This is a genomic window from Salmonella sp. 741265073_HBA (genome assembly GCF_046569105.1).
GTDB classification, from domain to species: domain Bacteria; phylum Pseudomonadota; class Gammaproteobacteria; order Enterobacterales; family Enterobacteriaceae; genus Salmonella; species Salmonella enterica.
Map to the genome: position 1 here is coordinate 19635 of NZ_JBKFRY010000006.1, position 19281 is coordinate 38915.

General features: G+C 53.7%; 17 protein-coding genes and 1 pseudogene. 14 read left to right on the forward strand and 4 right to left on the reverse strand.

Going from position 1 to position 19281, the window contains the following annotated elements:
- Positions 1-22 precede the first annotated feature (22 nt).
- On the reverse strand, positions 23-475 hold the full coding sequence (locus ACLD3P_RS10305) for a YhcH/YjgK/YiaL family protein (protein WP_001647361.1): 453 nt from the start codon (positions 473-475) through the stop codon (positions 23-25).
- Positions 476-1150: 675 nt separating this feature from the next.
- On the opposite strand from ACLD3P_RS10305, the gene arcA reads away from it, so the two are divergent.
- The 5 genes from arcA (at position 1151) to ACLD3P_RS10330 (ending at position 6564) form a co-directional block, all read left to right on the forward strand.
- On the forward strand, positions 1151-2371 hold the full coding sequence (gene arcA / locus ACLD3P_RS10310) for an arginine deiminase (RefSeq protein WP_024797433.1): 1221 nt from the start codon (positions 1151-1153) through the stop codon (positions 2369-2371).
- Between the two features lie 10 nt (positions 2372-2381).
- The gene (gene arcC / locus ACLD3P_RS10315) at positions 2382-3314 is read left to right on the forward strand and encodes a carbamate kinase (protein ID WP_411006511.1); all 933 of its coding nucleotides are present in this window, start codon (positions 2382-2384) and stop codon (positions 3312-3314) included.
- Between the two features lie 111 nt (positions 3315-3425).
- The gene (gene argF, locus ACLD3P_RS10320; RefSeq protein WP_000237031.1) at positions 3426-4430 is read left to right on the forward strand and encodes an ornithine carbamoyltransferase; all 1005 of its coding nucleotides are present in this window, start codon (positions 3426-3428) and stop codon (positions 4428-4430) included.
- A gap of 55 nt (positions 4431-4485) precedes the next feature.
- On the forward strand, positions 4486-5889 hold the full coding sequence (locus tag ACLD3P_RS10325; protein ID WP_131046668.1) for a YfcC family protein: 1404 nt from the start codon (positions 4486-4488) through the stop codon (positions 5887-5889).
- 186 nt (positions 5890-6075) lie between these two features.
- Entirely contained in the window at positions 6076-6564 is a 489-nt protein-coding gene (locus ACLD3P_RS10330) for an arginine repressor (RefSeq protein WP_000666051.1), read from the forward strand.
- Here ACLD3P_RS10330 and ACLD3P_RS10335 read toward each other — a convergent pair.
- A pseudogene (locus ACLD3P_RS10335) lies at positions 6534-6675 on the reverse strand (hypothetical protein). The gene ACLD3P_RS10330 and the pseudogene ACLD3P_RS10335 sit on opposite strands and share 31 nt — an antisense overlap.
- Between ACLD3P_RS10335 and pyrL the strand changes: the two are divergent.
- The 4 genes from pyrL (at position 6655) to ridA (ending at position 8664) form a co-directional block, all read left to right on the forward strand.
- The gene (pyrL, locus tag ACLD3P_RS10340; RefSeq protein WP_000249504.1) at positions 6655-6756 is read left to right on the forward strand and encodes a pyr operon leader peptide; all 102 of its coding nucleotides are present in this window, start codon (positions 6655-6657) and stop codon (positions 6754-6756) included. The pseudogene ACLD3P_RS10335 and the gene pyrL sit on opposite strands and share 21 nt — an antisense overlap.
- 35 nt (positions 6757-6791) lie before the next feature.
- Positions 6792-7727, forward strand: a complete 936-nt coding sequence (gene pyrB / locus ACLD3P_RS10345) for an aspartate carbamoyltransferase (protein WP_000013055.1) — start codon at positions 6792-6794, stop codon at positions 7725-7727.
- A 12-nt stretch (positions 7728-7739) separates the two neighbouring features.
- Positions 7740-8201 (forward strand): aspartate carbamoyltransferase regulatory subunit, encoded by a 462-nt coding sequence (pyrI, locus tag ACLD3P_RS10350; protein WP_000148567.1) that lies wholly within the window; start codon positions 7740-7742, stop codon positions 8199-8201.
- Between the two features lie 76 nt (positions 8202-8277).
- Entirely contained in the window at positions 8278-8664 is a 387-nt protein-coding gene (ridA, locus tag ACLD3P_RS10355; protein WP_000047544.1) for a 2-iminobutanoate/2-iminopropanoate deaminase, read from the forward strand.
- An 88-nt stretch (positions 8665-8752) separates the two neighbouring features.
- On the opposite strand, the gene mgtA is transcribed toward ridA, so the two are convergent.
- Positions 8753-11461, reverse strand: a complete 2709-nt coding sequence (gene mgtA, locus ACLD3P_RS10360; protein WP_031617833.1) for a magnesium-translocating P-type ATPase — start codon at positions 11459-11461, stop codon at positions 8753-8755.
- 140 nt (positions 11462-11601) lie between these two features.
- Complete coding sequence (gene mgtL / locus ACLD3P_RS10365) at positions 11602-11700, reverse strand: mgtA regulatory leader peptide MgtL (RefSeq protein ID WP_131046669.1); 99 nt, start codon at positions 11698-11700, stop codon at positions 11602-11604.
- A 144-nt stretch (positions 11701-11844) separates the two neighbouring features.
- Between mgtL and treR the strand changes: the two genes are divergently transcribed.
- The 5 genes from treR to nrdG all read left to right on the forward strand — a co-directional run bounded on the left by treR (position 11845) and on the right by nrdG (position 19278).
- Positions 11845-12792: a trehalose operon repressor TreR gene (gene treR, locus ACLD3P_RS10370; RefSeq protein ID WP_001181297.1), complete on the forward strand. Its 948-nt coding sequence runs from the start codon at positions 11845-11847 to the stop codon at positions 12790-12792.
- 137 nt (positions 12793-12929) lie between these two features.
- Positions 12930-14348 carry a PTS trehalose transporter subunit IIBC gene (gene treB, locus ACLD3P_RS10375; protein ID WP_131046670.1) on the forward strand — a complete coding sequence of 473 codons (1419 nt, stop codon included), beginning with the start codon at positions 12930-12932 and terminating at the stop codon, positions 14346-14348.
- Positions 14349-14397: 49 nt separating this feature from the next.
- Entirely contained in the window at positions 14398-16050 is a 1653-nt protein-coding gene (gene treC / locus ACLD3P_RS10380; protein ID WP_131046671.1) for an alpha,alpha-phosphotrehalase, read from the forward strand.
- A 408-nt stretch (positions 16051-16458) separates the two neighbouring features.
- A complete protein-coding gene (gene nrdD / locus ACLD3P_RS10385) occupies positions 16459-18597 on the forward strand; it encodes an anaerobic ribonucleoside-triphosphate reductase (protein ID WP_000187821.1) in 2139 nt (712 codons plus the stop codon).
- Between the two features lie 216 nt (positions 18598-18813).
- Positions 18814-19278 (forward strand): anaerobic ribonucleoside-triphosphate reductase-activating protein, encoded by a 465-nt coding sequence (gene nrdG, locus ACLD3P_RS10390; RefSeq protein WP_001009173.1) that lies wholly within the window; start codon positions 18814-18816, stop codon positions 19276-19278.
- The last annotated feature ends 3 nt before the right edge of the window (positions 19279-19281 follow it).

Genomic DNA, 19281 nt, shown 5'->3' on the forward strand with positions numbered 1-19281 from the left:
CGCCGCCATCCGGCACAAAATATTACGCTATCAGCATTTTCACCACCGCTTTACGTACCCGCGCCGGTTCTCCCACCGCGCACAGGGGCTTATGCACTTCGCCGGGATAAAACACCACAAAGTCACCTTCGTTCAGGACGACGGTTTTCTCGCCGACGCTCGTCGGTAAAAATGCAATGTCTTTATCCGCCAGCCAGTCAGTGTGCGGCGTTCCCGCAGGCCGGGTACTGAATGCCATCCCTTCCTGACCTTGTAGCACAATCTGAATATCAAGATAACGGGCGTGATACTCTGCGCTGCGCGATTCGCCCGGCTCCGTCATATTTTCAGAAATCATATAAAACAGCCTGTCGCCGTCAATGTCATACTTACCTGGCGCGGTCGTTGCCGTGACATGCGCATTGACGTGCTCAATCGCCTGCCGTAACGCCGTCGGCAGCCAGGCCTCCAGATGTTCAATATTGCCAATAATCATCGCATCCCCTTAGTTAAAACAGCGTTTTATTTTTCTCTTTATACGAGAAAAATGGCTGCCATACTACCCTTACTCTCATCGATTTTGCGCCAGCGCATGTTTATCGCCAGCGGTGTTTATATATTGTTAATAGTTCGCCCAACTTTATGCAGTACCTATGCATAAACCCCAGCGGCGCCAAATCGCCATCACTAACAACGCTTTGATATTAAAGACGTTAACATAAAAACGTTTTAGCGATCACAATTCGCTCTCCCTGCATAAATGACTTCTCTATCCATAGTTATTTTTAAATTATTTAAATATCTCCGATAATAAAATCCCCTTCACGCATAGTTATGCAACACTTAAAAATAATCACTTTATTTTCAATAAGTTAAGATTTAAATATCATTCAATACAACAAACAAATAATTAACAATAAAAAAATAACAAACCATATAGCTGCGTAGTAATTCATTTAATGCCTTATTGTTTTTTGAATTTCTCTGACCCGGCTCATATATTAAATAAGAAAAATAGCACTCCTTGATTGATGTGAATCTCATCACATTAACAACCCAAATAAAATTCAATCATTGCTCCCGAATTTAACTGAAACGCCGCGACTGCAAGCACGCTAAATATTTGCAGCCACTCCTTCTTTATTCTTGAAATTATGTAAAAGGTATAATGATGGAAAAGCATTTTGTCGGTTCTGAAATTGGTCAATTACACAGCGTAATGTTGCATCGTCCCAATCTCAGCCTAAAAAGACTTACCCCTTCAAATTGTCAGGAATTACTTTTTGACGATGTATTATCCGTAGAGCGCGCTGGCGAAGAGCATGACATTTTTGCCAACACGCTGCGCCAGCAAGGGATAGAAGTGTTGCTGTTAACCGACCTGCTCACCCAAACGCTAGATGTGGCTGACGCTAAAGCCTGGCTACTGGACACGCAAATTTCCGATTATCGCCTTGGGCCCACCTTTGCCGCAGATATTCGCGCCTGGCTGGCGGATATGCCGCACCGTGAACTGGCTCGCCATTTAAGCGGCGGTTTAACTTACGGCGAAATCCCCGCCTCCATAAAAAATATGGTGGTCGATACTCACGATATTAATGACTTTATTATGAAGCCATTACCGAATCACCTATTTACCCGTGACACGTCCTGCTGGATATATAACGGCGTCTCAATTAACCCCATGGCAAAACCTGCACGCCAACGTGAAACGAATAATTTACGAGCTATTTATCGCTGGCATCCTCAATTCGCAGGCGGTGATTTCATTAAATATTTCGGCGACGAGGACATTAATTACGACCACGCCACTTTAGAGGGCGGCGATGTGCTGGTGATTGGCCGCGGCGCGGTGTTGATCGGTATGTCTGAACGTACTACGCCGCAGGGTGTCGAGTTCCTGGCGCAGGCATTGTTTAAACATCGTCAGGCGGAACGCGTCATTGCCGTTGAACTGCCAAAACATCGCTCCTGTATGCACCTTGACACCGTCATGACCCACATTGATATCGACACCTTCTCCGTCTATCCGGAAGTCGTTCGCCCGGACGTGCAGTGCTGGACGCTGACGCCAGACGGACGCGGCGGTCTGAAACGAACCCAGGAGAGCACGCTGGTTCATGCTCTTGAAAAAGCGCTTGGCATCGATCAGGTGCGCTTAATCACCACTGGCGGCGACGCATTTGAAGCTGAGCGCGAACAGTGGAATGACGCCAATAACGTGCTCACCCTGCGTCCCGGCGTGGTGGTGGGCTATGAGCGCAACATCTGGACCAACGAAAAATACGACAAAGCCGGCATTACCGTCCTTCCCATTCCCGGCGATGAACTGGGTCGCGGGCGCGGGGGCGCACGGTGCATGAGCTGTCCACTGGAACGCGATGGTATTTAAAGGAGACGTTATGGAAAACAAACGCACACTGGTCGTCGCGCTGGGCGGCAATGCGCTGCTCAAACGCGGCGAACCGCTGGAGGCTGATATTCAGCGTAAAAATATCGAACTGGCGGCCAGAACCATCGCCCACCTTACGCGGCAATGGCGCGTGGTGTTAGTGCACGGCAACGGCCCACAGGTAGGACTGCTGGCGCTACAAAATAGCGCCTACGCTAACGTTACACCCTACCCGCTCGATATTCTCGGTGCGGAAAGCCAGGGCATGATTGGCTACATGCTGCAACAGGCGCTGAAGAATCATCTGCCGGAGCGTGAAATCAGCGTCCTGCTCACGCAGGTCGAAGTCGATGCCAACGACCCGGCATTCCTCAATCCAACCAAATATATCGGCCCCATTTACGACGAAGCGCAGGCCCGTGTGTTACAGGCAGAAAAGGGCTGGGTATTCAAAGCCGACGGTAACGCCTTCCGCCGCGTTGTGCCCTCCCCGCAGCCGAAACGCATTGTGGAAAACGATGCCATCCGCGCGCTGATTAGCCGCGATCACCTGGTTATCTGTAACGGCGGCGGCGGCGTACCGGTCGTGGAAAAAGCCGATGGCTACCACGGTATCGAGGCGGTGATCGACAAAGATCTATCCGCCGCCCTGCTTGCCAGCCAAATTCACGCCGACGCGCTGCTCATTCTGACCGATGCCGACGCGGTGTATCTCGACTGGGGCAAGCCCACCCAACGCCCGCTGGCGCAGGTTACGCCGGAGCTGCTTCGTGAAATGCAGTTCGACGCCGGTTCGATGGGCCCGAAAGTGACCGCCTGCGCTGAGTTTGTCAGCCATTGCCGCGGCATTGCCGGAATCGGCTCGCTGGCGGATGGGCAAGCCATTCTCGCGGGCGAGAAAGGCACTTTGATTCGGTGTGAAACCGCCGACGTTGACGCATAAGGCTTTTTACCGGATGGCGGCTTCCGCCTTATTCGGCCTACAGAGCGCGCATAACCGTGGGCCGGATAAGCGCAGCGCCATCAGGCAATTCATTTTAACAAGGATATTGTAATGGTTATTTCACTGAAAAATCGTAACTTTTTGAAGCTGCTTGACTACACCCCGGCGGAAATCCAACACCTCATCGATCTGGCTATTGAGCTGAAAGCCGCAAAAAAAGCCGGATGCGAAAAGCAAACACTGATCGGCAAAAACATCGCGCTGATTTTTGAAAAAACCTCTACCCGCACCCGATGCGCGTTTGAAGTCGCCGCTTTCGACCAGGGCGCGCAGGTGACTTATCTCGGCCCAAGCGGCTCGCAGATCGGCCATAAAGAGTCCATGAAAGATACTGCTCGCGTCCTGGGGCGGATGTATGACGGCATCGAATATCGCGGTTTTGGTCAACACATTGTGGAAGAGCTGGGGGAATACGCGGGCGTTCCTGTCTGGAACGGCCTGACCGATGAATTTCACCCCACACAGATCCTGGCCGATCTGATGACCATGCTGGAACACGCGCCGGGCAAAACGCTGCCGGAACTGAGCTTCGCCTACCTGGGCGACGCGCGCAACAACATGGGCAACTCGCTGATGGTGGGCGCGGCGAAGATGGGCATGGATATCCGCCTGATAGCGCCAAAGTCCTTCTGGCCTGATGCCGCGCTGGTCGCGCAGTGCCGGGAAATCGCCAGCGTTACCGGCGCTCGTATCACCTTAACGGAGAGCGTCGAAGATGGCGTTCACGGTGTGGATTTCCTCTATACCGACGTCTGGGTCTCGATGGGAGAGCCCAAAGAAGCCTGGGCGGAGCGCGTCAGTCTGATGACGCCATATCAGGTCAACCAGCAGGTGGTAAACGCCACCGGTAATCCTGATGTGAAGTTTATGCACTGCCTGCCCGCCTTCCATAACGAGCACACCAAAGTGGGACGCGAAATCGAAATGGCTTACGGCCTGAAAGGACTGGAGGTCACGGAAGAGGTGTTCGAGTCCGCAGGCTCGATAGTCTTCGATGAAGCGGAAAACCGGATGCACACCATCAAAGCGGTCATGGTGGCGACGCTCGGCGACTAATCCCACAGGATATGCGCCCTCGCGGCGCATATCCGTGATATCAGGAGAGAACATCATGGGTAAATTTAAATTTCCCACCGCTTATACCATCCTGTTTATTCTTATTGCCCTGGTCGCGGTGATGACCTGGATTGTGCCGGCGGGAAAATACCAAATGGCGATGAACGCCACGCTGGGAAAAGAGGTGCCGGTGGCGGGAACGTATGCCCCCGTGGACGCGCATCCGCAAGGGATTACCGCTGTTTTACTGGCGCCGATTGACGGCCTCTATAACCACGAAACCTACACCGCCGGCGCCATTGACGTCGCGCTGTTTGTCTTGATTATCGGCGGCTTTCTGGGGGTGGTGAATAAAACGGGGGCGATTGATGCCGGTATTGAACGGGTAACAGTCAAACTCAACGGCAAAGATGAGTGGATGATCCCCATTCTGATGGCGCTGTTCGCCGCAGGCGGCACTATCTATGGCATGGCGGAGGAGTCGTTGCCCTTCTACACGCTGCTGGTGCCGGTTATGATGGCGGCCCGCTTCGATTCGTTAGTGGCGGCGGCAACCGTACTGCTCGGCGCCGGGATAGGCACGCTCGGTTCGACCATTAACCCTTTCGCCACGGTCATTGCCGCCAACGCCGCTGGCATCCCTTTTACTCAGGGAATGCTGATGCGCGTACTGCTGTTAATTGTCGGCTACGTACTGTGCGTGTTTTGGGTAATGCGCTATGCGCGCAAAGTCCGCGCCCATCCTGAGCTTTCTATCGTGGCGGATAAAATGGAGGAAAATCGCGCCCATTTCCTCGGCAATCGCGCCAATACACTGCTGGAGTTTACGGCTACCCGGAAATGGGTGCTGCTGATCTTCGCCTCCTCTTTCGCGGTGATGATTTACGGCGTGGCGGTTCTCGGCTGGTGGATGGCGGAAATCTCCGGCGTTTTTCTGGCGGCGGCGATTATCGTTGGCGTGATAACGCGGATGGGCGAGGAAGCGTTCACCAGTACCTTTATCGACGGCGCGCGGGATTTGCTCGGCGTGGCGCTAATTATTGGTATCGCGCGCGGCATTGTGGTGGTCATGGATAACGGTATGATTACCCATACTATTTTGCACAGCGCGGAAAATCTGGTTTCCGGCCTCTCTACCACCATTTTCATAAACGTAACCTACTGGCTGGAAGTATTGCTCTCCTTCCTGGTGCCCTCCTCTTCCGGTCTTGCCGTATTGACAATGCCCATTATGGCGCCGTTAGCGGATTTTGCCCACGTACAGCGGGATTTGGTCGTAACCGCCTACCAGTCGGCCTCCGGGATTGTGAACCTGGTTACTCCCACCTCCGCCGTGGTCATGGGCGGTCTGGCGATCGCGCGGGTTCCCTATGTCCGCTATCTGAAATGGGTCGCGCCGCTGTTGCTGATCCTGACATTGCTGAATATGGCGGTACTGAGCATCGGAGCGATGATGTAACGAGCCAGATGGCGACGCGTCTTATCCGAGAGAACTGATAAGCACAGCGCCATCAGGCACGCCGTCACCTTTTTTGATCGGCTTCTCATTTTCCTGCAAAACCGCCCGATTGATCCGCAATCGATGTGACAAATGTGATGAATTTCGCCAGTCCGTTGATATTAATAATAAAGATAAGGTGCATTTATGAAGGAATACGATGATTACTCCGCCAAAGAACAACAGCAACTGGCGGTTTGTCAGCGCCTGATTAGTGAAAAAAGTTACCTGTCCCAGGAGGAGATTCGCCGCGATTTACAAAATGAGGGATTTGAAGGTATCAGTCAGTCTACGGTTTCGCGCCTGCTCAAGCTGCTGGGCGCAATAAAAATCAGAAATACGAAGGGACAAAAGATTTATTCCGTAAATCCCCAGCGGCGTCCTTCGCCGGATGCCGGACGTTCAATAGCTGAAATGGTCGTCAGCGTTGAACATAATAGCGAATTTATCCTTATCCATACGGCGGCAGGTTATGGTCGCGCCGTCGCGAGAATTCTGGATTACCACGCATTGCCGGAAATTCTCGGCGTCGTTGCCGGTAGCAGTATTGTCTGGGTCGCACCGCGGGTCGTTCAGCGCACGGCGCTGGTACACAAACAAATTAATTATTTGCTTAAAATGAATTTAAATTCATAAGAACCGTTTGCGACAAGTAAATCATGCATTAATTCGCTTGATCCCAAAACAGAGCTGAGTATAATCGCGGACAATTTGCCGGGAGGAAGCATGGTTCAGTGTGTACGACATTCTGTCTTACCGCGTCTGAAAAAGGACGCAGGCCTGCCGTTTTTCTTTCCGTTGAAAACCAATACCAAGCCCCTCAATTGAGGGGCTTTTTTTTGCCCAGGCGTCAGGAGATAAACATGGCTAACCCGCTATATCAAAAACATATCATTTCCATAAACGACCTCAGCCGCGACGATCTTAATCTGGTACTGGCGACGGCGGCGAAATTAAAAGCCAACCCGCAGCCGGAGCTATTGAAACATAAAGTGATCGCCAGCTGCTTTTTCGAAGCCTCCACGCGTACCCGCCTGTCGTTTGAAACTTCAATGCATCGCCTGGGCGCCAGCGTAGTGGGCTTCTCCGACAGCGCCAACACGTCGCTGGGGAAAAAAGGAGAAACGTTAGCCGACACGATCTCAGTGATTAGCACTTACGTGGACGCGATTGTGATGCGCCATCCGCAAGAAGGCGCGGCACGTCTGGCGACGGAGTTTTCCGGTCAGGTGCCGGTGCTCAATGCGGGCGACGGTTCGAACCAGCATCCGACGCAGACCCTGTTGGATCTGTTCACCATCCAGGAAACACAGGGCCGTCTGGATAACCTGCATATCGCGATGGTCGGCGATCTGAAATATGGCCGCACCGTGCATTCGCTAACCCAGGCGCTGGCGAAATTTAGCGGCAACCGTTTTTATTTTATCGCGCCGGACGCGCTGGCGATGCCGCAGTACATTCTGGATATGCTGGATGAAAAAGGAATGGCCTGGAGCCTGCATGGGTCTATTGAAGAGGTCATGGCCGACGTCGACATCCTCTATATGACTCGCGTACAGAAAGAGCGTCTCGACCCGTCGGAGTACGCCAATGTGAAGGCGCAGTTTGTTCTGCGCGCCAGCGACCTGAACGGCGCGCGTGAAAATATGAAAGTGCTGCACCCGCTGCCGCGGATTGATGAAATCACCACGGATGTGGATAAAACGCCACACGCCTGGTACTTCCAACAGGCGGGCAACGGTATTTTCGCTCGCCAGGCGTTACTGGCGTTGGTACTGAATAGCGAACTGAGTCTGTAAGGGAGAAAAGCGATGACACACGATAACAAACTGCAGGTTGAAGCCATTAAATGCGGCACCGTGATTGACCATATCCCTGCGCAGGTAGGCTTTAAACTGCTGAGTCTGTTTAAATTGACCGAGACCGATCAGCGAATCACTATCGGTCTGAATCTCCCGTCTGGCGAGATGGGGCGTAAAGACTTAATCAAAATAGAAAACACCTTCCTCACCGATGAGCAGGTTAACCAACTTGCTCTGTACGCGCCGCAGGCCACCGTTAACCGCATCGACAACTACGACGTAGTCGGGAAATCACGCCCCAGCCTGCCGGAGCGTATTAATAATGTGCTGGTTTGCCCGAACAGCAACTGCATCAGCCACGCGGAACCGGTATCCTCCAGCTTTGCAGTGAAAAAACGCGCCAATGATATCGCCCTCAAATGCAAATACTGTGAAAAAGAGTTTTCGCATTATGTGGTGCTGGCCAACTAATTTGGGTTGGTTATGAGATCCCGGCTCCCTATAATGAGCGGGGACATTCTATTACCGCTGTAATTCAGGAGAAATCATGAGCAAAACTATTGCGACGGAAAATGCACCAGCAGCAATCGGCCCATACGTACAGGGCGTTGACCTGGGTAGCATGGTAATCACTTCCGGTCAGATCCCGGTCGATCCGAAAACCGGTGCCGTAGCGGAAGACGTATCCGCTCAGGCACGTCAGTCGCTGGAAAACGTTAAAGCTATCGTGGAAGCCGCTGGCCTGAAAGTAGGCGACATTGTGAAAACGACCGTCTTCGTGAAAGACCTGAACGATTTCGCGACCGTCAACGCCACCTACGAAGCCTTCTTCACCGAGCACAACGCCACCTTCCCGGCGCGTTCCTGCGTGGAAGTTGCCCGTCTGCCGAAAGACGTGAAAATTGAGATTGAAGCGATCGCTGTTCGTCGCTAACGCTCGTTTATAGATAGTGGCCGGATGGCGCTATCGCTTATTCGGCCTGGTATGCCATCCAGGCCGATAATGCACAATACTTCGACGCTTACTGCCAGCCATAACGTCGGCTGTAAAACCCTTTCACCAACTGGGTTAACGTCATATAGCCCGCCAGAATGGCAATCAGCCACGGGAAATAGCTTAACGGCAGCGCCTGCAACTGCAGGTAAGACGCCAGCGGCGAAAACGGCAACGAAACTCCCACGACCATCACCAACAACGTCATCGCCATCAGCGGCCAGGCGGCGCGACTTTGAATAAACGGCAGACGGCGGGTACGGATCATATGCACAATCAGCGTTTGCGACAATAATCCCACCACAAACCAGCCGGACTGGAACAAAGTTTGCGTTTCTGGCGTATTCGCATGAAATACCCACCACATCAGACAAAAGGTCAAAATGTCGAAAATCGAGCTGATCGGACCGAAAAAGACCATAAAGCGCCCCAAATCCGCCGGATTCCAGCGCTGCGGCTTTTGAATTTGTTCTTCATCGACATTATCAAACGGAATCGCCACCTGGGATACATCGTACAGCAGGTTTTGAATCAGCAAGTGCAGCGGCAGCATTGGCAGGAACGGCAAAAAGGCGCTCGCTACCAGCACGCTAAACACGTTACCGAAATTTGAGCTGGCCGTCATCTTGATATATTTCAACATATTAGAAAAAGTACGACGACCTTCAATGACGCCTTCTTCCAGCACCATCAGGCTCTTTTCCAGCAGGATAATATCGGCGGCTTCACGGGCGATGTCCACCGCGCCATCTACCGAGATACCAATATCCGCCGCCCGCAACGCCGGGGCATCGTTAATCCCGTCGCCCATAAAACCGACCACATGCCCCTCGCGTTTGAGCAAAGTGACGATGCGCTCTTTATGCATCGGCGTCAGACGCGCAAACAACGTCGTACGGGCGGCCAGCGCCGCCAGCGCGTCGTCGCTTAACCCTTCAATATCACTGCCAATAACGACATCGCCCGCATCCAGCCCAACTTCATGGCAAACTTTCGCCGCTACCAGCTCGCTGTCGCCGGTGAGAATTTTCACCGTAATTCCGCTCGCCTTCAGCGCTTTCAGCGCCGGCGCGGTGGTCTCTTTCGGCGGATCGAGAAAAGCAATATACCCTTCCAGGATCAGGTCAGATTCATCGATACGCTGGTAATCGCCCTCACGCGCAGGCAGGTATTTGGTCGCGACTGCGACCACGCGTAGCCCCTGACGGTTCAGCGTGTCGGTAACGCGTTTCACCCGGCGCAGCATATTGTCGTCCAGTGGCACAATATCGCCGTTGTGGCGCACCTGAGTACACACGTTCAGGATCTCCTGTAACGCGCCTTTGCAGACCAGTTGATGCACGTTCGAATCTTCGGCGACCACCACCGACATCCGGCGACGCTCAAAATCAAACGGGATCTCATCGATTTTCTGCCAGCGTCCGGAGAGCTGACGCGCGGCGGTTTCGTCTACTCCCTCCAGGACCGCCGTATCCAGTAAATTTTTTAGACCGGTCTGATAATGGCTGTTCAGCCAGGCGCAATGCAGTACATGCTCGCTGGGCTTACCAGAAATATCCGTATGATTCTCCAGCACAATTTTGTCCTGCGTCAGTGTGCCGGTTTTATCGGTGCACAGAATATCCATCGCGCCGAAGTTCTGAATCGCATCAAGGTGCTTCACGATAACTTTCTGTTTCGAGAGCTTCACCGCCCCGCGCGCGAGGGTGGAGGTGACGATCATCGGCAACATTTCCGGGGTGAGCCCTACCGCTACCGAAAGCGCAAATAGCGCCGCTTCCCACCAGTCACCTTTCGTGTAACCATTAATAATCAGTACTACCGGCGCCATGACCAGCATAAAGCGGATCAGCAACATACTGACGCGGCTAATTCCTTTCTGGAAAGCGTTCTGCTCGTTATCTTGTTCCGAAACGCGCCCCGCCAATTGACCAAACCAGGTGTCGGCGCCGGTCGCCATCACCACGGCCTGCGCCGTTCCGCTCACGACGTTCGTCCCCATAAAGCACAGCGTGTCGCACTCAAGCGGGTTATTTTGCCGGGGCTCACGCGTCGCAGCGACTTTCTCGACCGGCAGAGATTCGCCGGTCAGCGACGCCTGGGCGACAAACAGATCGCGCGCCTGGATAATCCGTAAATCCGCCGGGATCATATCCCCCGCCGACAGCTTAATAATATCGCCGGGCACCAGTTGATCGATGGGTAATTCCAGCCAGGCGTTTTCGCCATTTTCATTAATAACCCGCAGTACGGTAGCGGTATTACTCACCATCGCTTTTAGCGCGTCCGCTGCTTTCGTCGAGCGCGCTTCCTGCACAAAATTCAGCAGCGTTGAGATACCGACCATCAGGGCGATAACGCCTGCGGCAAACAGATCCTCCGTGGCATAAGAGATGCCGCCAAGAATCGTAAGTAAGATGTTGAAAGGATTGCGATAACATACCCACAGATGCACCCACCACGGCGAGGGTTTCTGGGCTGGAAGGCGGTTTTCGCCATGCTTTTCACGCGCGCGCGTTACCTCGGCGGCGTTTAATCCCTCCGGGTGCGTATCAAAAACGCGCCAGAGAGTCTCCTGCTCCATTGCCGCGACTTTCAGACAGCGCTCGCTCAGCGAAGGCGGGATAGTCGCATTTACCGCGGTCTGCGCGCCGGGCAGCGGATCGCGGTGAACCAGACGATAAGGCAAATGACGATTAAGCCGGGCAAAAAGCTGGCGGGTAATGGTTTTTAGCATAGGTAATCCCTCCGCGCCGAAGTCAGGCGCAGAAAATTCTTCAGGCGCAGCAAAGCCTTGCCCGATGAGCAATGTTTAAATAAAAACAGGGACGTTATTGTGTCACTGTCTTACACACCGGTAAGACAGCAGAGGCAGGCTTACCGGAAAAGGAAAATTCTCCATCGCGGGAGAGGGGTGGGTTCAGGGTCCATGTCGCCTCCGGTAAGTAAACGATTTGCGCCGTGGATTATACTCATAAATCCATAAGTTTTGTGGCAATTATGGCGGTATCATACCGTTACGTAATTAAACCAACGATAAACCAGACTTTGCCCATTGCCCTTCGCTTGAGTAAAGTTACTCTTTTTATCACCATCAGCGTCACGCCACGGGAAAACAGGATGCAAAACCGGCTCACTATCAAAGACATCGCCCGCCTGAGCGGCGTAGGGAAATCAACTGTTTCCCGCGTGCTTAACAATGAAAGCGGCGTAAGCGAACGTACCCGCGAGCGTGTCGAAGCGGTGATGAATCAACACGGTTTCTCTCCGTCCCGCTCCGCCCGCGCGATGCGGGGACAAAGCGATAAAGTGGTCGCTATTATCGTCACTCGCCTTGATTCGTTGTCTGAAAACCTCGCGGTTCAGACCATGCTGCCTGCGTTTTACGAACAGGGCTACGACCCTATTATGATGGAAAGTCAGTTCTCGCCGACGCTGGTAATGGAACATCTGGGCATGCTCAGACGACGTAACATTGATGGCGTGGTGCTGTTTGGCTTTACCGGCATCACAGAAGAGTTGATCGCCCCCTGGAAAGCCTCGCTGGTGCTGCTGGCAAGAGATGCGCAAGGTTTTGCCTCCGTCTGTTACGACGACGAGGGCGCGATTCATATCCTTATGCAGCGGCTGTATGAGCAGGGACACCGCAACATTAGCTTTCTGGGCGTTCCCCATAGCGATATTACCACCGGCAAACGTCGGCATGACGCATACCTGGCGTTTTGCAAAAAACATAAACTTCACCCCGTCGCCGCCCTGCCCGGTCTTGCCATGAAGCAGGGTTATGAGCATACGGCAAGCGTCATCATGCCGGATACCACCGCGTTAGTCTGCGCCACCGATACGCTGGCGTTGGGCGCCAGCAAGTATTTACAGGAGCAACGTATTGAGACGCTGCAACTGGCAAGCGTCGGGAACACGCCGCTGATAAAATTCCTGCACCCGGAGATCGTCACTGTCGATCCTGGCTATGCTGAAGCCGGACGACAGGCGGCTTCGCAGCTGATCGAACAGATCAATGGCCGCTGCGATCCGCGCCGGATCGTCATTCCTTCTACCCTCGCCTGAGTGACTGATTAAACGGAATACCACGAGTAATTTGTGATCGTCGCTGCGTTTCGGGAACGTTCCCATTTTTAAACCAACGTTGAAGAGATACTCTTGCGCCAACCCATAACATATCTCCTCTGCCATGAGGCTTTACGATGAGCAAAGTAAAACAAGCCGATATCGACCGGCTGATTGACCTGGTCGGCGGGCGCGACAACATAGCCACGGTGAGCCACTGCATTACTCGCCTGCGCTTTGTGCTCCACCAGCCCGCGAACGCCAGGCCAAAAGAGATCGAACAATTACCGATGGTTAAAGGCTGTTTCACCAACGCAGGGCAGTTTCAGGTGGTGATCGGCACCGAAGTCGGCGATTACTATAACGCGCTGCTGGAGACCACCGGCAAAGCGTATGCCGATAAAGAGCAGGCCAAAAAAGCCGCTCGCCAGAACATGAAATGGCATGAGCAGTTAATTTCCCACTTTGCGGAGATCTTCTTTCCGCTACTACCGGCGTTGATCAGCGGCGGTTTGATCTTAGGCTTTCGTAACGTGATCGGCGATGTGCCGATGAGCAACGGCCAAACGCTGGCGCAGATGCATCCGGCGCTAAAAACGCTTTATGATTTTTTATGGTTGATCGGCGAAGCGATCTTTTTCTATCTGCCGGTGGGGATCTGCTGGTCGGCGGTGAAAAAAATGGGCGGCACGCCGATTCTTGGTATCGTGCTCGGCGTGACGCTGGTGTCGCCGCAGTTGATGAATGCGTATCTGCTGGGCCAGCAAACGCCGGACGTCTGGAACTTCGGCGTATTTAGCATTGAGAAAGTGGGCTACCAGGCGCAGGTTATCCCGGCGCTACTGGCAGGGCTGGCGCTTGGGTTTATTGAAACGCGGTTGAAACGCATCGTACCGGATTATCTCTACCTGGTCGTCGTCCCGGTTTGTTCGTTGATACTGGCCGTCTTTCTCGCCCACACCTTTATCGGCCCCTTTGGTCGTATGATCGGCGACGGCGTGGCCTTTGCGGTACGTTATCTGATGACCGGCAGTTTCGCCCCGATAGGCGCGGCGCTGTTCGGCTTCCTGTATGCCCCGTTGGTCATTACCGGTGTCCACCAGACAACGCTCGCTATCGATATGCAGATGATCCAGAGCATGGGCGGTACGCCAGTCTGGCCGCTGATTGCGCTGTCGAATATCGCGCAGGCCTCCGCCGTGGTGGGCATCATCATCTCCAGCCGTAAACACAATGAACGCGAGATCTCCGTTCCTGCCGCCATTTCCGCTTACCTTGGGGTAACCGAACCGGCGATGTACGGTATCAACCTGAAGTATCGTTTTCCGATGCTATGCGCGATGATCGGCTCTGGTCTGGCGGGACTGCTCTGCGGTCTGAACGGCGTCATCGCCAACGGTATCGGCGTGGGCGGCCTGCCGGGTATCCTGTCTATACCGCCGCGCTACTGGCAGGTGTACGGCATGGCGATGGTTATCGCGATCGTTATCCCGGTGATTCTGACCACCTTTATCTATCAGCGTAAGCATCGTCAGGGCACATTACAAATTGCCTAATACTTCTTCGGGGCGCAGTTGCGTCCCAACGCACTTGCAGGAAACAACAATGACTATTCCCCTCTGGTGGCAAAACGGCGTTATTTATCAGATCTACCCAAAAAGTTTTCAGGACACGACCGGCAGCGGCACCGGCGATTTACGCGGCGTCACGCAGCGCCTTGACTATCTACAGCGACTCGGCGTGGACGCCATCTGGCTCACACCGTTTTATATCTCGCCGCAGGTGGATAACGGTTATGACGTCGCAAATTATACGGCTATCGACCCGACCTACGGCACGCTGGATGATTTTGACGAGCTGGTCGCGCAGGCGAAAGCACGCGGTATTCGCATCATCCTGGATATGGTGTTTAACCATACTTCTACCCAGCACGCCTGGTTTCGCGAAGCGCTGAACAAAGAGAGCCCATACCGTCAGTTTTATATCTGGCGCGATGGCACGCCGGATGTCTGCCCGAATAACTGGCAATCCAAATTTGGCGGCAGCGCCTGGCGCTGGCATAGCCAGAGCAAACAATATTATTTACACCTTTTCGCGCCTGAACAGGCCGACCTGAACTGGGAAAATCCCGCCGTGCGCGCCGAGCTGAAAAAGGTCTGCGAATTCTGGGCCGATCGCGGCGTGGATGGCCTGCGTCTGGACGTGGTGAACCTGATCGCCAAAGATCAGGATTTTCCTGACGATCCGACGGGCGACGGACGCCGCTTTTATACCGACGGACCGCGCGCGCATACGTTTTTACGCGAAATGAACCGTGACGTTTTTACGCCGCGTAATCTGATGACGGTAGGCGAAATGTCCTCTACCACGCTGGAAAACTGCCAGCAATATGCCGCGCTTAGCGGCGACGAACTCTCGATGACCTTCAATTTTCATCATCTGAAGGTGGATTACCCCAATGGCGAAAAGTGGACGCTGGCAAAACCTGATTATGTGGCGCTGAAAGCGTTGTTCCGCCACTGGCAACAGGGAATGCATAACGTCGCCTGGAACGCGTTATTCTGGTGTAATCACGATCAGCCGCGCATCGTTTCCCGCTTTGGCGACGAGGGTGAATACCGGGTTCCAGCCGCGAAAATGCTGGCGATGGCGCTGCACGGTATGCAAGGGACGCCTTATATCTATCAGGGCGAAGAAATCGGCATGACCAACCCACACTTTACCCGCATCACCGATTATCGCGACGTGGAAAGCCATAACATGTTTGCCGCGCTACGCGCCGCCGGACGCGACCCCGACGAACTACTGGCTATCCTGGCCAGTAAATCCCGCGACAACAGCCGCACGCCGATGCAGTGGGACAACGGTAAAAACGCCGGTTTCACCCAGGGCGAGCCGTGGATAAGCCTGTGCGATAACTATACGGAGGTTAACGTCGCGGCGGCATTACGCGATGAAAACTCAGTGTTTTACACCTATCAAAAGCTGATTGCGCTACGTAAAACCCAGCCTGTACTGATCTGGGGCGATTATCAGGATCTCCTCCCGGATAGCCCATCAGTATGGTGTTATCGCCGCCAGTGGCAGGGGCAAACCCTGCTGGTCGTCGCCAATCTGAGCGACCAGTGTCAGGAGTGGCATCCGCCGCATATCAAAGGGCAGTGGCAGGCGCTACTGCACAATTATGGCGAGGTCGCCAGCCAGCCAGCGGCGATGACGCTCCGCCCATTTGAAGCCATCTGGTGGTTACAACGCTAACGCGACGTCCTTATACGGATAAACGCCACAGGCCTATTGACACGGGCTGTGGCGTTGCTCCTGGTTACTGTCTGTTTTTGTTGAATAATTAATCAGATTTTTCTTGCTATCTTTTACAAACGCTACAGCGCCCGCCATCTGTACGCTCTGATTTTTACCTTGTTCTACATCAATAAAATTGCAAACATCCTTGATGCAAATCACTACATATAGACTTTAAAATGCACGCCGCCCCAATATGTTGTATTAATTGACTACAATTGCTACAACACCCGTTCACTCGACACAAGGTGAATTGTGGATAACCTGGGTCAGGATTGCGGGAAGTCATTGGAAAAGAGATGAATAAACCTGTTATGGCTTCCCCGGCCTCTGTGGATAACCTGTTCTTACAAATATGGAGTGATCATGACACCGCATGTGATGAAACGAGATGGCTGTAAAGTGCCATTCAAATCAGAGCGCATTAAGGAAGCCATTCTACGTGCAGCTAAAGCAGCGGGAGTCGATGACGCAGATTACTGTGCCACCGTCGCAGAAGTCGTTAGCAGCCAAATGAACGCGCGCAGTCAGGTGGATATTAACGAGATCCAAACTGCGGTTGAAAACCAACTGATGTCCGGCCCGTACAAACAGCTTGCCCGCGCCTACATCGAATACCGTCACGATCGCGACATTCAGCGTGAAAAGCGTGGTCGTCTGAACCAGGAAATTCGCGGCCTGGTAGAGCAAACTAACTCCGCGTTGCTCAATGAAAACGCCAACAAAGACAGTAAAGTCATTCCCACCCAGCGCGATTTGCTGGCCGGGATTGTCGCCAAACACTATGCCCGCCAGCACCTGTTGCCGCGTGACGTAGTACAAGCGCATGAGCGCGGCGATATCCACTATCACGATCTCGACTATTCGCCGTTCTTCCCGATGTTCAACTGTATGTTGATCGACCTGAAAGGCATGTTGACCCAGGGCTTTAAGATGGGTAACGCCGAGATCGAACCGCCAAAATCTATCTCTACCGCCACTGCCGTTACTGCGCAGATTATCGCGCAGGTCGCCAGCCATATTTATGGCGGCACCACCATTAACCGTATCGACGAAGTGCTGGCGCCGTTTGTCACCGAAAGCTATAACAAGCACCGCAAAACCGCCGATGAGTGGCAGATCCCGGATGCCGAAGGGTATGCGCGTTCTCGCACCGAAAAAGAGTGCTACGACGCCTTCCAGTCGCTGGAGTACGAAGTTAACACGCTGCACACCGCTAACGGCCAGACGCCTTTCGTGACCTTTGGTTTTGGCCTCGGCACCAGTTGGGAGTCGCGTCTGATCCAGGCGTCTATTTTGCGTAACCGTATCGCCGGTCTGGGTAAAAATCGCAAAACCGCCGTGTTCCCGAAACTGGTCTTCGCTATCCGCGACGGTTTGAACCACAAGTTTGGCGATCCGAACTACGACATTAAACAACTGGCGCTGGAGTGCGCGAGCAAGCGCATGTATCCGGACATCCTCAACTACGATCAGGTAGTCAAAGTCACCGGTTCGTTCAAAACGCCAATGGGCTGCCGCAGCTTCCTCGGCGTGTGGGAGAACGAAAACGGCGAGCAGATCCACGACGGGCGTAACAACCTGGGCGTGATTAGCCTTAACCTGCCGCGCATCGCGCTGGAAGCAAAAGGCGACGAAACCGCATTCTGGAAACTGCTGGATGAACGTCTGGCGCTGGCGCGGAAGGCGCTGATGACCCGTATCGCCCGCCTTGAAGGCGTGAAAGCCCGCGTCGCGCCTATCCTGTATATGGAAGGCGCCTGCGGCGTGCGGCTGAAAGCGGACGACGACGTGTCTGAAATCTTTAAAAATGGTCGTGCGTCCATCTCTCTGGGCTACATTGGTATCCATGAAACCATTAATGCGCTGTTCGGCGGCGAGCACCTGTACGACAGCGAGCAGCTTCGCGCTAAAGGCATCGCGATCGTGGAGCGTCTGCGCCAGGCCGTGGATCAGTGGAAAGAAGAGACCGGCTACGGCTTTAGTCTGTACAGCACGCCAAGTGAAAACCTCTGTGACCGCTTCTGCCGTCTGGATACCGCCGAGTTCGGCGTGGTGCCGGGCGTAACCGATAAAGGTTACTACACCAACAGCTTCCACCTCGACGTGGAGAAGAAGGTCAACCCGTACGACAAAATCGATTTCGAAGCGCCGTATCCGCCGCTGGCGAACGGGGGTTTCATTTGCTACGGCGAATACCCGAACATTCAGCACAACCTGAAAGCGCTGGAAGATGTCTGGGATTACAGCTATCAGCATGTACCGTATTACGGCACCAACACGCCGATCGATGAATGTTACGAGTGCGGCTTTACCGGCGAGTTCGAATGTACCAGTAAAGGTTTCACCTGCCCGAAATGCGGCAACCACGACGCCGCGCGCGTCTCGGTCACCCGCCGCGTGTGCGGTTATTTAGGCAGCCCGGACGCGCGTCCGTTTAACGCCGGCAAGCAGGAAGAAGTGAAGCGCCGCGTGAAGCATTTAGGCAATGGGCAGATAGGTTAATCCTCCGTTTGCAATGCGTAAATGCCGGATGGCGGTGTAAACACCTTATCCGGCCTACAACCGCTGGCTATAGTTCCAATTTCATGAGTTTCCTCTAAGCAGTTGGTGTTGTAGCAAGGCGGCAAACGAACGAATCCCAGGGAGCTTACATAAGTAAGTGACCTGGGTAAGTAAGAGCGGCCAACGCCGCTACAGCGCCAAATGCAACGAGGAAACATGAACTTTCACCAATACTACCCCGTAGACATCGTTAACGGCCCCGGCACCCGCTGCACCCTGTTTGTGTCAGGGTGCGTGCATGAATGCCCTGGCTGCTATAACAAAAGCACCTGGCGGCTGAACTCCGGCCAGCCGTTTACCAAAGAGATGGAAGATAAGATCATTGCCGATCTGAACGACACGCGCATTCACCGTCAGGGGATCTCGCTGTCGGGCGGCGATCCGCTGCATCCGCAAAACGTACCGGATATCCTGGCACTGGTACAACGCATCCACGCGGAGTGCCCGGGGAAAGATATCTGGGTGTGGACCGGCTACAAGCTCGATGAACTCAACGCCGCACAGATGCAGGTGGTCGATCTCATCAACGTGCTGGTCGATGGCAAATTTGTGCAGGATCTGAAAGACCCAGCGCTTATCTGGCGCGGTAGCAGCAACCAGGTAGTGCATCATTTGCGTTGATCG

Excerpts from the sequence above, each read along its gene's own strand:
- treC (WP_131046671.1), top strand. The coding sequence starts at position 14,398 with ATGACTATTCCCCTCTGGTGGCAAAACGGCGTTATTTATCAGATCTAC.
- treB (WP_131046670.1), top strand. The coding sequence starts at position 12,930 with ATGAGCAAAGTAAAACAAGCCGATATCGACCGGCTGATTGACCTGGTC.
- mgtL (WP_131046669.1), bottom strand. The coding sequence starts at position 11,700 with ATGAGTATAATCCACGGCGCAAATCGTTTACTTACCGGAGGCGACATG.
- pyrL (WP_000249504.1), top strand. The coding sequence starts at position 6,655 with ATGGTTCAGTGTGTACGACATTCTGTCTTACCGCGTCTGAAAAAGGAC.
- ridA (WP_000047544.1), top strand. The coding sequence starts at position 8,278 with ATGAGCAAAACTATTGCGACGGAAAATGCACCAGCAGCAATCGGCCCA.
- pyrB (WP_000013055.1), top strand. The coding sequence starts at position 6,792 with ATGGCTAACCCGCTATATCAAAAACATATCATTTCCATAAACGACCTC.
- arcC (WP_411006511.1), top strand. The coding sequence starts at position 2,382 with ATGGAAAACAAACGCACACTGGTCGTCGCGCTGGGCGGCAATGCGCTG.
- ACLD3P_RS10330 (WP_000666051.1), top strand. The coding sequence starts at position 6,076 with ATGAAGGAATACGATGATTACTCCGCCAAAGAACAACAGCAACTGGCG.
- nrdD (WP_000187821.1), top strand. The coding sequence starts at position 16,459 with ATGACACCGCATGTGATGAAACGAGATGGCTGTAAAGTGCCATTCAAA.
- mgtA (WP_031617833.1), bottom strand. The coding sequence starts at position 11,461 with ATGCTAAAAACCATTACCCGCCAGCTTTTTGCCCGGCTTAATCGTCAT.
- ACLD3P_RS10305 (WP_001647361.1), bottom strand. The coding sequence starts at position 475 with ATGATTATTGGCAATATTGAACATCTGGAGGCCTGGCTGCCGACGGCG.
- arcA (WP_024797433.1), top strand. The coding sequence starts at position 1,151 with ATGGAAAAGCATTTTGTCGGTTCTGAAATTGGTCAATTACACAGCGTA.
- pyrI (WP_000148567.1), top strand. The coding sequence starts at position 7,740 with ATGACACACGATAACAAACTGCAGGTTGAAGCCATTAAATGCGGCACC.
- nrdG (WP_001009173.1), top strand. The coding sequence starts at position 18,814 with ATGAACTTTCACCAATACTACCCCGTAGACATCGTTAACGGCCCCGGC.
- argF (WP_000237031.1), top strand. The coding sequence starts at position 3,426 with ATGGTTATTTCACTGAAAAATCGTAACTTTTTGAAGCTGCTTGACTAC.
- ACLD3P_RS10325 (WP_131046668.1), top strand. The coding sequence starts at position 4,486 with ATGGGTAAATTTAAATTTCCCACCGCTTATACCATCCTGTTTATTCTT.
- treR (WP_001181297.1), top strand. The coding sequence starts at position 11,845 with ATGCAAAACCGGCTCACTATCAAAGACATCGCCCGCCTGAGCGGCGTA.